Raw genomic sequence first — 13,012 nt, forward strand, 5'->3', positions numbered from 1 at the left:
CCCATTCGGGGTCAGACCCCTTTGTAGACTGGTTGGTTTGGTGTCCGTTTCGGGTCAGACCCCTTTGTAGATTGCAGGTTTGGAGCTTGGCTTGAAGATTGTTGGGTTAACTGGCGGGATTGGGTCCGGGAAGTCTACGGTGGTGCGTATCTTTGGGGATTTGGGCGTGCACTGGGTGGATGCGGATGATGTGGCGCGGGAGGTGGTTGAGCCAGGAACGGCTGGGCTGGCTGCAATTGCTGAGCATTTTGGCCGCGAGATTCTGCAGGCAGACGGCGCACTGGACAGGGCAGCGCTTCGGCAGCGGGTGTTTGAGAACCCGGAAGAGCGAAACTGGCTTGAACGCCTGTTACATCCTGTCATCCGCGAGGAGCTGGTCAGACAACTGCAATCACCAGAAGCCTCCAATACCCAGCCTTATGTTCTGCTGGTTTCGCCACTATTACTGGAAACCGATCAACACGAATTGGTGGATCGCACGGTAGTGGTGGATGTACCGGAAGAAGTTCAGATTGAACGCACCATGGCGCGGGATGATAATAGCCAGGCGCAGGTTGAGCGCATTATGGCTGCGCAGATGGCCAGGGATGAGCGGCGTTCACGGGCAGACGCTGTGATTGACAATAACCGCCCTTTACAGGATGTGGAGCGCCAGGTTTGTGAATTGCATAATCGGTTCCTGTTTGAGTTTCGTTAAGGAGCCCCGGCCGAGACATCTGGCCGCCCCGCTTTTACTTTATACGTTGCTGGTTTCATCGCTTGCTCATTCAGCAGAGCCCGTGTTTACGGTAAGAGATTCCGCCATTCCGGATGTGCTGGCACCGGAATCACTCCCGTATTCGTTCTACACGTTTGAACCCGATGAATACTGGGCAGAACCAGAAGATTCCTGGTGGATGAACTTTAGTAACTGGGTCATCCGACAGGAGCGCATTCATGGCAGCACAGTCCAGAACTTTGGCGCCTGGGCTGATCGCACTTTGTCCCGATCCTCTCATTCGCTTCCAAACAATGAGAGTTATCTGAGAATCGGGTTTGCGGCAGAATCCGAGTACAGTGATCCGGCGCAATTCAAACCGGAGCTGAGGTTCCGGCTGGACGTGCCCACCACCCAGAAAAAGCTGCGCCTGGTCATCGAAAGCGAAAGCGATGAGCTGATCCCGCTTGGTGAACGGGAACGGGACCGACAACTCACAGAGCCCAACCGTACCGATACGGAAACCACCGGTGCCCTTCGTTTTCTTGCACAGGTGGGCGACGCCATCAACCTGTCCACCGATGTGGGCGGCCGCCTGAGGTTGCCACCGGAAATGTTCTGGCGAACCACAGCCAGCAAGGGCTGGCAACTGGATGATGCCTGGGCGCTGAATGTACAGCAGCGGGTATACTACTACCATACTCGGGGATGGGGGGCGCGGTCATGGTTCGGCGCAGACCGGTCACTTGGCAACGGCTGGCATTTCTACACGTCATCGGAGCTCGAGTGGTTGCACCAGGACCGCAAGTTTGAGGCAGCACAAATCTTCAGTACGCGTAAACGGCTCAGCCATCGTTCCGTCCTCACCCCCAGGCTGGGGGCCCTTGGTGAAAGCCAGCCATCGTGGCGTACCACGTCATACTTTGCAGATATTACCTGGAGGTACCGGCTGTACGAAAACTGGCTGTTTGCAGAACTTATCCCGGCCATGGAGTTTCCACGCGAGAAGAGCTTTAAAGATCAGGCCTCGGTGGTTTTCCGAATCGAAATGTACTTTTCAGGCATGATTGACCGACACTGATATGACCAGACCACGCCATAAATCACGACCGGCAGACCAGGCTCTCACACTCACCCCCATTGCCATTACCCACTCCTGCTTCAAAGACAAGTTCGGGGTGCCACGCCAACCGGGGCTTACGCGCCATGCCCATGCCGAACTGCTGATCCAGAGCCCGTTTGACCGGGAGGACGCCTTTCGGGGCCTGGAAACCGCTAGTCATCTGTGGCTTACATTTCAGTTCCACGAGGCCATTCGCGCCGAGTGGCGGCCGGTGGTTCGCCCCCCACGGCTAGGCGGTAACAAAAAGATTGGCGTCTTCGCCAGTCGCTCGCCTTTCAGGCCGAACAGCCTTGGTTTGTCAGTGGTCAGGAACGAGGGGTTGATTCGCAAAAACGGGCAGTTGGTTCTGCGCATCAGCGACCACGACCTGATCGAAGGCACGCCAATATTAGATATGAAACCCTATTTGCCGTTTGCCGATTCAGTGCCAGAGGCTTCCCTCGGCTGGGCAGAGTCTGCGCCCACCGAGCGCGCCGACGTGGCATTCAGCCCTGAGGCCTCCGCGCAGCTGGCAACCCTGCCGGTAGAGGAGTATCCGGATGTGAGGGCGCTGATCGAAGACGTCGTGAGTTATGACCCCAGGCCGTCCTTTCGCCGCGGGCGAGATGAAGAGCGCATTTACGGCGCCAACCTTTATGACCTGAATGTGCGTTTTCGTTTTGTGAACGATGATTCAAAGATACGTGTGGAAGTGATATCCGTCTGTTAAACTGCTGCTGGTGATTTTGTAGTCGACACAGGGAACTTGTGCCTTGCTTTCCAACCGGTTTTTAAAGCGTTTAGGTGTTCGCCCGCTGGCTCTCCGCTTGCTGGGGTGGGTGCTGCTTTACAGCCTGATTCTGTCTCTGGTGGCGACCGGCGTGCAGATGATTGGCGAGTTTGATCGCCAGAAAACAGAACTTCAGTCGAGTCAGGAGCGGGCTGTTGAGCTGATATCCGGCAGCATGGGCACCAACCTGTGGGTGATGAACTTCAGCGAGGTGGCCAACAGCCTCGACGACATGCGGGCCATGCCCTCGGTGCAGTATGCCCGTGTCATTACCACCACGGGCGAGGAATTCAGCACTGGCCAGTATCCGGAGGGCCGGGTGATTTCCCAGACATTTCCCCTTGAGTTCAATCGATCCACGTTTGACCAGCCCCGCCGGGTCGGGGAACTGACGGTTGTTTCCTCCGTTGAGCAAATCTACGAGAGCGTTCAGGACCAGGCTCTGATGAACCTGTTGTTCCAGTCGCTGGTGGTGATGCTGGGCACTCTGGGCCTGTTGTTGATCGTTCGGGTAACCTTGTCCCGGCACCTGGAAACCATGGCTGATTACGCCGCCAAGCTAAACCTCGATGCCCTGGTTGACCCACTTCAGTTACGCCGAAAGCCGCCCCGCCGGCCGGATGAGCTGTCAGAGCTTGAGCAGGCACTCAACAAGATGCGCCTGCAGATTCTGGAGGACACCCGCTCACTGCGCCAGACCACGATCAAAACCCAGGGCGAGCGCGATGAAGCCATTCGGGCCAACCATGCCAAAAACCAGTTTCTGGCCAATGTCAGCCACGAGCTGCGCATTCCGCTGCAGTCGGTGTTGGGGTACGCCAACCTTCTGACCGACACCCCACTGGACCAGGAGCAGCGGGAGTATGTCAGCACACTGCTTAACGCCTCTGAAAGCCTGTCGGCCATTATCAATGACCTGCTGGATATCTCCAGTATGGAAGCCGGCAAGCTGGAACTGGAAGCGATTCCGTTCGACCTCCGTGAAACCCTCAACGATCTGATCCACATGCTGGGTTCCCGGGCGAGGGAAAAAGGCCTGGCTCTTGAAATGCGGGTTGATGAGAACCTGCCCTGGGCTATGGTGGGCGACCCGGTGCGGCTGCGGCAGATATTGCTCAATCTGCTCTCCAATGCCATCAAGTTTACCGATTCCGGCCATGTGCTGATCAGCATAGAAGTACTCGGGCGGAAAGAGGGCAATGTTCGCTTACGCCTTGCGGTTGAAGATACCGGCGTTGGCATTAACCCCGAAGACATCCCGCTGGTGTATGAACCCTATGTGCAGCTGGGCCAACGGTTCCAGCGGCAACTGCCCGGTGCGGGATTGGGGCTGACGATCTGCCGCCAGCTTGTTGATCTGATGGGGGGCTCCATGGATCTGGAAAGCCGCCCCGGGCAGGGCTCCACGTTCTGGGTGGAGCTGACCCTGCAGGCGGCCGGCGATGCCTCAACCCGTATTCGGCCAGACTCTCATATGGTCCGGGGGCGAAAGATCCTGGTGGTGGATTCTTACGAGCTGTCACGCAAGATCACACTGGAAATGCTGTCCCGATATGAGGTTCAGATCGAGGCAGTGAAAGCCGCCGGTGAGGCCCTGACCTCGCTACGCCAGGCCTTCGATGCCGGCGACCCATACCACGCCATCATCCTTGATGGTTTTGTGCCGGATATGGACAGCGATTTGTTATGCCGGCAGATTCGCAGTAACCCGCAATGGGCCGACATGCGGCTACTGATTCTCTCATCCAATCCTCAGCGCGGTGATGCCGAACATTTTCGGCAGGCCGGGGCTGACGCTTTCCTGAGCAAATCGCTGCGGGAGTCTTACCTGATTCCCATCCTTAACCAACTGTTTCTGGACGTGGAGAAACAGGAACGCCGTTTCCTGACCCGCTTTTCGCTACAGGCAATAACCGATGTCACGGTCAAACAACGGCAAATTCCCTGCGGGCGGATGCGGGTTCTTCTGGTTGAAGATAACCCGGTGAACCGCACCCTCACCCGCCGGCTGCTGGAAAAACTCGGCTGTGAGGTGATGACTGCCAACGACGGCCAGGCGGCGTCGGCCCTGTGGCAATGGCATCAGTTTGATCTGATATTCATGGATTGCGTTATGCCTCGAATGGATGGTTTTGAAGCCACCAGGCGGCTGCGTCGCTGGGAAGAAGATCATCACCGGGCCAGGGTACCAGTGGTTGCGCTAACCGCCAGCGCGATGGAAGAAGACGAGGAACGCTGCCGGGCGGCGGGCATGGATGCGTTTGTTGCCAAACCTGTCAACCTTGAAATGCTGCGGGCAGTACTGGAACAATACTGTCAGGCCGCTGCTGAATCCTGAGCACCGGCATGTTACCTACAGCCCGGATTCTGATATGAATGTTGAATGCCCCACTTGCCACAAGTCCGTCGAATGGACGGAAACCAACCCTTTTCGGCCTTTCTGTTCCGAACGATGTAAACTGATTGATCTTGGCGCCTGGGCCAATGAGGAATATCGGGTGCCGGCCGAGAACGTTTCTCCGGATGATCTAGACCAGATCGACGAGGCCACCCGGCACTGAATCAGCAAGGCAACATCCACCCGACTGAACACCCTTTCCAACGGCTTACGGGCATTTAAGTTGTGATGCGGTTGGCAGGTCGTTACCATCCTCTCAGTCATAACTATCGCTGATGCCGGCAGTTCCGGCCGGTGCGAACTAAAACGACAGCAATAAAGGTGTAAACATGAAAGTAACCCGCATCTCCGCTCTGGCGCTTTCTCTGGCCGCCGCCCCAGTGTTTGCTGCTGATCTGGACCTGAGCCTGACCAATAACTCGGCGAAGGGCCAGGTTAACTTTTTCGGTGCTCAGAACGATATTCAGCTGGGTGCAGGCTACACCTACCGTGACAGCCGCCGCCATATCGGCAACATCGACTTTCACGCGCAAGGCCGCACCTCGATCGGCAACCTGCCGACCACTGCCGGTGTAGGCCTCAAAGGTGTCTTCTATGACGAGCGTCGCCGGGACGTAGACGGCGGTGCGGTTGGCCTGGGCGGCTTTGCCACCGTGAATGTGCCAGACGTACCAGGCCTGTCATTCAGCGGCAGCCTCCACTACGCCCCAACCATTCTTTCGTTTGGCGATTCCGACGACATGACCAGCCTGGAACTGCGCGGAAGCTACCGCGTGATTCGAAACGCTGAGGTGTTTGCCGGTTACCGCTACCTGAACACCGAGCTGGATTTTGCCGGCTCCCCGGACATCAACCTGGATGAAGGTGTGCTGGCCGGTATCAAGATTTTCTTCTAACCGCGCCACACCGATACTGAATCCGTTACCCGGCGAACAGGCGGGTAACGGATTCGTGCTACTCCTCACGCTCTCCCCCGCTTTTTGTTGCTAGGCTTCCCGGATACTTACTCAACGGATTGTCTGGCATGAGATTGAACCTCCCCACCCTTCTGGCCGCCACCCTGATACTCACCGCCTGCAGCGGCGACAGCGCTATTGATGGTGTCAAGGAGATCCCCAACCGGTTCGGCAATGCCGTCAATGCCCTGGACGATTTCAGCCCTGGCAGCACCGGCGACTCCAACAACGCCCGCGGGCTGAGACCGAACGAAGTCCGGGTTACCATGGAAGTGCCGGCCAGCGTTGCCCCGCAGGGTGAACCCACACGCAGGAATCTGCGGATTGTGGTGCCCGACCGTGTCGAGGTTTACCGGACGGACTATACCCTCAGGAAAGACCTTGGCACGGTGCGTTTTTCAACTGCCACGGACGATGATGGTTACCTGATCATTGCGTTTGAGGACGGGGTCCCCATCGGGCCCGATGTTGTTATCGAAGCCTCCTATCGCGGCACCACGCTCAAAGCCCTCGCCGCCGACTCGGACCGGGATGTGAAGGTAAACCCGTTTTCCCATTACCTGGTTGTCGAGGGGCTGGGGAATTACGATGCCGTCGATTTTCAAACGGTCATGAATTGTGTCAACAGCAGCCTTTGCCTGAATAAGTATGTCTGGGGCACGGTCGCGGACCAGGTGCATGACTTCGAGATCGATATCGGCACCAATGCAAGTATTGCCAGCGCCCTCGACCGGCTGGATAACCGGGCCGACTTCAGAGCCTACGTGGCGGCCATGGCAGATTATGCCCTGCTCGGCCAGGATAATTCAGACACCGTCCGCGCCAGTTCCGCCGATTACAATTCGATCTTCCTGGGGCTGGAGCTTGGCCAGACCTTCCGGGAATCCAATGCGTTCGGTGCCGGCCAATGGGGTGTCCGTACCGCCCAGGAAGAGGCGCTCACAGCCACCGGGAGCGCCTATCTTTACCCAGCGCTCACGCTCACATCGTTTGAAGCGTTCAACATCAATGTCACCTCTTTGGCCACCGACATTCCGTACGATCGGCAAACACTCATTCACGGTCTGGACAACGGCGGCGCCCAGACTTTCTTCAACCGGAGTTCGGATCTTTGGGCGCGCAACAGCCATTCAAGCGCTCCCGGGGCCGCCACACTCACCCCACCCCGAAGCGATGCCCAGAACGGTGATGCGATCGACCCCGCCCGGTTGCTAGCAGGCCGCGCCCTGTACCAGAGTGTGACTGGCCGCGACAGCAGCAGAATCACGGGTTGGACCCGAAACCCCTATTACCTGGACGCTTTCACCTCCGCGCCAGCAGAACAGGACAGCAGCCCAGACCGGGTGCTCACCAGCTATTTCTCGGCCGGCAAAGCCATTGAGCTGCAGGAAGAGGGAGGCAAACTCAAACGCCAGGACACTTTGGAAGACCACTACCTTTCTGTGTTTGAGCTGCACCTGGAGCGCAGCAGCAATTTCAGCCTGTCCACACTGGCAGAGCAACGCTATAACCTGGTGTATATCGCGCCCCGATTCGGCAATGAAGATGACCCAATGGTTTTCGAAACCGGGCACGGAAACTGGGACACCCAAACCCCTGATGGCAACCGGCTGGCAGCTGAGGTGACACTCGATCAGTTTCGGGTTGTCCGGGCCAGTAATGGCCAGGTGCGAGCTGAGGCGAATTCTGGAACCGGTGACTGGAATCTGGCTAACCGATTGTCTCGCCTGAGCCAGTCAGACCAGTATATGGGCAGATTGACCCTCTACGAAGACCAGCCCGGCGAAGAATTTGGAACACCGGACATGGGCCTTGGCGCCACCACCCCGGACGGCTCACTGATGGCCTTCAATCTGGATGACAGTTACCTTGGCGACGGCCTGGTGATTGCCGGCAAGGCTCCCACTGACTCACTGGTGCCGGCCCGCTACAGGCTTCAGGGGGTTATCATCGCCATGACCGATAACACCGGTCGGATGCATCAGATCCACAACGGCTTGCTGGAACTGGACGACGGAGGCGGCGCGACCATTAACGCTGCCAGCTTTGAGATTCACCACGACATCCCATCCAGTGACGTCTCTGAGCCAAGGCAAGCCAGCTTGGCGTCCTCACTCAGCGTCACTGCCTCGGAAAACGGCGAGATCACCCTTAGCGGCGGCGAACTCACACTCGCGGGATTCTACACAGGAACAGGTGACCAGATATTTCTGACCTTGCGGGATAACACCGGCCCCGAGTTTCAGATCGGATTACTGATAGCCACGGTGATCCCGGAATCGGACTAACAGAACCAATACTCAGGACGCTCTCGTATAACCTGTTATAATTTCTGCCATATCGACTGACATACCCATAAAGACGAGAGGTTTTATGACTGCAGTTACCCGGGCGCTGATGCTGTTTGTTCCGTTGACTCTGTTCGCTGTAGTCGGTGCTCTTTACGTTCCACCAGATTATTCTGGTGAAGGTAACGGTGATGATGAAGTGGTTCTTGCGTCGCTTCCGCGCCTCCCCGCCTGGGCAAACGAAGACCTACCGGATTTCTCAGGCTACAGCGACACCACCGAACGTAAAGTCGCGTTCTTCTCATTCCTTTACCCGCGGATTGTTCTTGCCAACTCCCGCATTCTGCTTGAGCGCGAATACCTTGAGTCGCTTGCCAACAAAGCCGAGCTCTCAGATCGCGAAGAAAAATGGCTGACTGATCAGTCACAACGCCTGAGGGTTGATGCCGAAACCGGCAGTGAAGAGCAATTTGCGCTGTTACGAAAGCGCCTGGATGTTATTCCGCCATCGCTGATTCTTGCCCAGGCGGCCAATGAATCTGCCTGGGGCACCTCTCGCTTTGCCACTGAGGGCAATAACCTGTTCGGTCAGTGGTGCTTCAGCAAAGGCTGTGGTCTTGTACCCCTGAGCCGTATTGAAGGGGCCAGCCATGAGGTGGCGAAATTCTCCTCTCCCTACCAGTCCGTTCGCTCGTATATCCAGAACCTGAACCGACACCCCACCTACCAACTGGTCAGAGACCTCCGGTTGCAGAACCGCCAAGCGGAACAGCCGCTTTCCGGACTGGAAATGGCGGAAGGCCTACTTGGCTATTCCGAACGGGGTGAAGAGTATATAAAAGAGATTCGCTCCATGATTCGCTACAACAATCTTGAGTTCTATGATCAGGAATTCAGGAATTTGTTGGGAGAGCGCACCCCCGCCAAGTTCAAACAACTGGCCTCAGCAAAGGCAGATACTGCACTGCTTCCTGGCGCGGAAGGCGCCTTGGCCAGTCCGTTTGAAGGCTGACATTAAAATCTGAACCTACAGAGATAGTGCCCATGCTCAATTTTCTGCCCGCCCCTCTGAAAGGGGTTCTGGTGGTTCTGCTGATTTTGCTGAATACCGTTATTTTCCTTCCGTTCCTGTTGCTGTTCGCCATCGTCAAACTGGTGATCCCGGTCATGGGAGTACGTAAGGCCTGCACAGTTATCGTCAACGGCATTGCCTGGTACTGGATTGGCTTCAACAACACACTGGTAAAACTGTTCCATAAAGTTGAATGGGACGTTCGGGGCGCTCAGGAACTCAGCCGCGAGCACTGGTACTTCGTGACCTGTAACCACCAAAGCTGGACAGACATCCCCGCAATCCAGTACGTCCTGAACAGCAAGATCCCCCTGCTGAAGTTTTTTCTCAAGAAGCAACTGATCTGGGTACCACTACTTGGCGTTGCCTGGTGGGCGCTGGACTTTCCGTTCATGCATCGCCACACAAAAGAGCAGATCGCCAAGCGTCCGGAACTGAAAGGCAAAGACATTGCAGCCACCCGGGCGGCCTGTGAGAAATTCCGCTACACGCCGGTGACCATTTTCAACTTCATGGAAGGCACGCGTTTTACTCCGGAAAAGCATGCGCGGCAGAATTCTCCCTACAGGAATCTGCTGAAACCCCGCGCCGGCGGAACAGCTTTCGTGTTTGGCGCCATGGGCGAGATGATTCATACCATGCTTGATGTGACCATTGTCTACCCCAAAGGAACGCCTGGAATCTGGGATTACCTGTGCGGCAGGGTGGACAAGATCATTATCGATATTCGCACCCGGGAAGTACCGGAGCGTTTTCTGGGGATGGATTACGAAGGTAATCGGGAACTGCGCGTCGATTTCCAGCGCTGGGTCAGCGAGATATGGGCAGAGAAAGATGCCCGGATTGAGGAGCTGAAAGCGGGGGGCTGACTACAGCAGCCCCAGTTCCCGGGCCCTTACAATCGCCTGAGTTCTGGATTTCACTTCCAGCTTGGCGTTGATCCTTCGGGCGTGGGTTTTCACCGTATGCAGCGAGATGTGCAGTTTATCTGCGATTTCCTGGTTTGACAGGCCCTTGGCAATCAACTCCAGAACACCCTGCTCCCGCTCACTGATCGGCTCCGCCAGTGTATCTGCGACAACCGCGATACCCTCAATACCGAACAGTTCGCCCAAGGCACTGGTGAAGGGGCACGGCTCCAGCCCCCTGAAAGTCTTTTCCATAAGGGGTCGCAACTCGTGCATCAGCTCCGCGAAAGGACTGATGAAATGCTCCCTGGCGGCCTCCCTGATCACGCTTTCCAGTTGCCGCCTGCCCGCAGGCGCTCCCTTTTCCTCCGCCAAAAGTACGGCATCAAGCAGCCCCGCATGTAGGTGAAGACCCCAGGGCAAGGCATCTTCGTAGCGATGATAAACAGCGGACAGGTGTTCCCGGGCACGTATCAGGTCACCGTTCACCAGATCAATCCGCACCTGCAAACAATCCAGCAGGCCGGGAATCATCGGGAACAGTTCGGGAACACAACCGTCCTTACGGTAGGGTGCAAGTTTGACCATCGCCTGGGCGGCGCTTTCCGGCTGGCCACAGGCCAGCCAGCAGCTTGTTTTCAGTGCTTCGAGTACCGGCAAATAGACTGACTCATCTACCTGCCAGGAGTGCATAGTACGCTCAGCGCGGCCAATCCATACAAAGGCATCGTCCATACGGCCCTGAGCCCGGCACATGAGCACTCTCAACGCCATCGCCAGTAGCAGCCCAAGATCCCGAGTCTGCTCTGCATGTCGGGCACAGCTCACTAACAGGCGATCGGCTTCCTTCAATCGACCTTTATGCCAGAGCACCAGAACCAGGTTCAGCTGCAACCGGGTTTCCCCAATCCGAGCGGGCCTGCTGAGCTCTTGCATGGCGGTATCCAGCCCGGTACGTAATAGCTGTTCCGCGTGGCCCAGCGCACCCTTGCCCAGCTCAATTCTGGCGTGAGCATAGACTGCCAGTGCTTCAGAACCAGAGTCGCCAGCTTCCCGAGCCAACTTTGCAGCGGCTCGATTGGCATCCCGCGCTGCCTGAAAGTACCCACCAGCGCATAACGCACTGGACCTGACAATTTGAGTCACCAGTTGCGCCTGAGTAGACAAGCCTCCGGTTGCCAGCGCCTTGTCAGCCATCTCAAGCGCAGGTGCCACAAAGCCCTCTCCACGAAGGATAAACGCTTTAAGGGCGTATATTCGAGCTTCCTGTTCTCTTAGATCTGACACACTGAACGATTCGAGCAACTCTCGCGCCTGGCGGAATTGACCACCGATTGCATGAACCCAGCTGTAGACGATTCGCAGCCTGGCACTCCGCTCCAGCAACTGGGCAGGCAGGCTTCGTCGCAGCGTCAGCAACGACGCCGTGTCTTGCCCCAACAGCAGTGCCTCGGTGCCCTCGGACGCGATGCGTATGACTTCATCATTCTCACCCGCCAGCAAGGCGTACTTGAGCGCCTCCGGAAACTGCTCCCGTTGCCCAAACCAACGGCTTGCCATCAACATACGGGTGGCATAACCGCCCATCACGGGCGCCTGTAACCAGGCCTGGAGCAATGGGTTCAAACGATACCAACGCCCCCTCCCCGGCACCTGCTTTAATGGCAATCCGCGTTCCGCCGCCGACGATGGCGGCATATCCGGCTCTGCGGTGGTGCCCTCCAGTGTCAGGAACAGCTCATCTGAACAGCTTTCGAGCTCCGCCATCACTCGCAAACTGCGAACCTGTGACTGCGCCAACGGCGCAAGCACGGTGCTCTTGATAAACCGTTCCACGGACTCGGTTTCGTGAACCGGCTTTCTTTCATCGCCACGAGCGAGCTCACGAAGGTACAGGGCCAATGGGGTTGGCCAGCCTTCCGTCAGGTTGTACAGGTGGTCGATGGCCACACTGGTAATCAGGCGTTCATCACGTGCTTGCTGAAAAAACTCAAACGTTTCAGACCGGGAGAACTCGAGGCGATCCACAGACAAGTGCTGGTAGACACCCTGCAGATCCAGCGTGTGGCTTTCAAACGGCAGGGGTAAACGTGATGCCATCACCACCGCCAGGTTGCCAGGAATGTTCGTAGCCAGTTGATGGAGTAATCCCACCACAGCCGGGTTCGTCAGATGATGAAGATTATCCAGAACCAGTACATCCCGATTGGACTCCTTCTTTCGGGCTTTGGTGACCAGAAGAACAGAAAGATGATCCTGGAACGTACCGCCATTTGGCGCTGAAACATCAGACAGACCGAGGGCCGTGGCCAACAGTGAGAGAAAACGAGAAGGGGCGTTGTCACCGCCGTTAAGTGTAACCCAACGAATACTGGCATCCGGCGCAGCATTGAGCGCGCTGACCAGGGAGTGGGTTTTGCCATAACCACTGGGCGCCTCCAGAAACAACAGATGCCCTGGCGACATAGCGGCCAGGATCTGCTGGTCCAGCTCTGGCCGGATTAGCCTGGAGACAGGAATTGCCGGCATCTGAAGCCTTTGCTCCAGAAGGTCTCGCACAAGCTCTCCATGCGCAAGGCCATTGTTGGCGGACTGAAATTCATCGTTGGCTGCACAGCCATCATTATAGGATTTCACGCACTGCCCCATTTAAAACCGGCTTCCTGGTATCAACAGGCCGGCGTAAAAAGAATCTTCTTTTCACGGATTATGGCTCGGCGTCCTGCATCGGGTACGCCTTTAGTATGAGTTGCTTGGAAGAAGGTTAAACCAAAGGTGGGGTGAGCTGCAAAATTTTGACG

10 protein-coding genes are annotated in these 13,012 nt (G+C 56.8%); 9 read left to right on the forward strand and 1 reads right to left on the reverse strand.

Annotated elements, in window-relative coordinates:
- Positions 1-91 precede the first annotated feature (91 nt).
- The 9 genes from coaE (at position 92) to FIV08_RS13170 (ending at position 10,172) form a co-directional block, all read left to right on the forward strand.
- Positions 92-697: a dephospho-CoA kinase gene (coaE, locus tag FIV08_RS13130; RefSeq protein WP_152438651.1), complete on the forward strand. Its 606-nt coding sequence runs from the start codon at positions 92-94 to the stop codon at positions 695-697.
- An 82-nt stretch (positions 698-779) separates the two neighbouring features.
- Positions 780-1,778 (forward strand): hypothetical protein, encoded by a 999-nt coding sequence (locus FIV08_RS13135; RefSeq protein ID WP_228715418.1) that lies wholly within the window; start codon positions 780-782, stop codon positions 1,776-1,778.
- 1 nt (position 1,779) lies between these two features.
- The gene (tsaA, locus tag FIV08_RS13140) at positions 1,780-2,529 is read left to right on the forward strand and encodes a tRNA (N6-threonylcarbamoyladenosine(37)-N6)-methyltransferase TrmO (RefSeq protein ID WP_152438653.1); all 750 of its coding nucleotides are present in this window, start codon (positions 1,780-1,782) and stop codon (positions 2,527-2,529) included.
- Between the two features lie 43 nt (positions 2,530-2,572).
- Complete coding sequence (locus FIV08_RS13145) at positions 2,573-4,927, forward strand: response regulator (protein ID WP_152438654.1); 2,355 nt, start codon at positions 2,573-2,575, stop codon at positions 4,925-4,927.
- Positions 4,928-4,961: 34 nt separating this feature from the next.
- On the forward strand, positions 4,962-5,150 hold the full coding sequence (gene yacG, locus FIV08_RS13150; protein ID WP_152438655.1) for a DNA gyrase inhibitor YacG: 189 nt from the start codon (positions 4,962-4,964) through the stop codon (positions 5,148-5,150).
- 166 nt (positions 5,151-5,316) lie between these two features.
- The gene (locus FIV08_RS13155) at positions 5,317-5,883 is read left to right on the forward strand and encodes a YfaZ family outer membrane protein (protein ID WP_152438656.1); all 567 of its coding nucleotides are present in this window, start codon (positions 5,317-5,319) and stop codon (positions 5,881-5,883) included.
- A 128-nt stretch (positions 5,884-6,011) separates the two neighbouring features.
- Positions 6,012-8,231, forward strand: coding sequence for a hypothetical protein (locus FIV08_RS13160; RefSeq protein WP_152438657.1), 2,220 nt, complete (start codon positions 6,012-6,014; stop codon positions 8,229-8,231).
- 85 nt (positions 8,232-8,316) lie between these two features.
- Positions 8,317-9,243: a glucosaminidase domain-containing protein gene (locus FIV08_RS13165; protein ID WP_152438658.1), complete on the forward strand. Its 927-nt coding sequence runs from the start codon at positions 8,317-8,319 to the stop codon at positions 9,241-9,243.
- Positions 9,244-9,275: 32 nt separating this feature from the next.
- Positions 9,276-10,172, forward strand: a complete 897-nt coding sequence (locus FIV08_RS13170) for an acyltransferase (RefSeq protein ID WP_152438659.1) — start codon at positions 9,276-9,278, stop codon at positions 10,170-10,172.
- Here FIV08_RS13170 and FIV08_RS13175 read toward each other — a convergent pair whose 3' ends face one another.
- Complete coding sequence (locus tag FIV08_RS13175) at positions 10,173-12,848, reverse strand: helix-turn-helix transcriptional regulator (RefSeq protein ID WP_228715419.1); 2,676 nt, start codon at positions 12,846-12,848, stop codon at positions 10,173-10,175.
- Positions 12,849-13,012: the final 164 nt, after the last annotated feature.

It is taken from the genome of Marinobacter sp. THAF197a, from assembly GCF_009363275.1.
GTDB lineage: Bacteria > Pseudomonadota > Gammaproteobacteria > Pseudomonadales > Oleiphilaceae > Marinobacter.

Bases quoted from the DNA above. Each gene is read 5' to 3' on its own strand.
- tsaA (WP_152438653.1), top strand. From the start codon at position 1,780: ATGACCAGACCACGCCATAAATCACGACCGGCAGACCAGGCTCTCACA.
- yacG (WP_152438655.1), top strand. From the start codon at position 4,962: ATGAATGTTGAATGCCCCACTTGCCACAAGTCCGTCGAATGGACGGAA.
- FIV08_RS13155 (WP_152438656.1), top strand. From the start codon at position 5,317: ATGAAAGTAACCCGCATCTCCGCTCTGGCGCTTTCTCTGGCCGCCGCC.
- FIV08_RS13160 (WP_152438657.1), top strand. From the start codon at position 6,012: ATGAGATTGAACCTCCCCACCCTTCTGGCCGCCACCCTGATACTCACC.
- FIV08_RS13165 (WP_152438658.1), top strand. From the start codon at position 8,317: ATGACTGCAGTTACCCGGGCGCTGATGCTGTTTGTTCCGTTGACTCTG.
- FIV08_RS13170 (WP_152438659.1), top strand. From the start codon at position 9,276: ATGCTCAATTTTCTGCCCGCCCCTCTGAAAGGGGTTCTGGTGGTTCTG.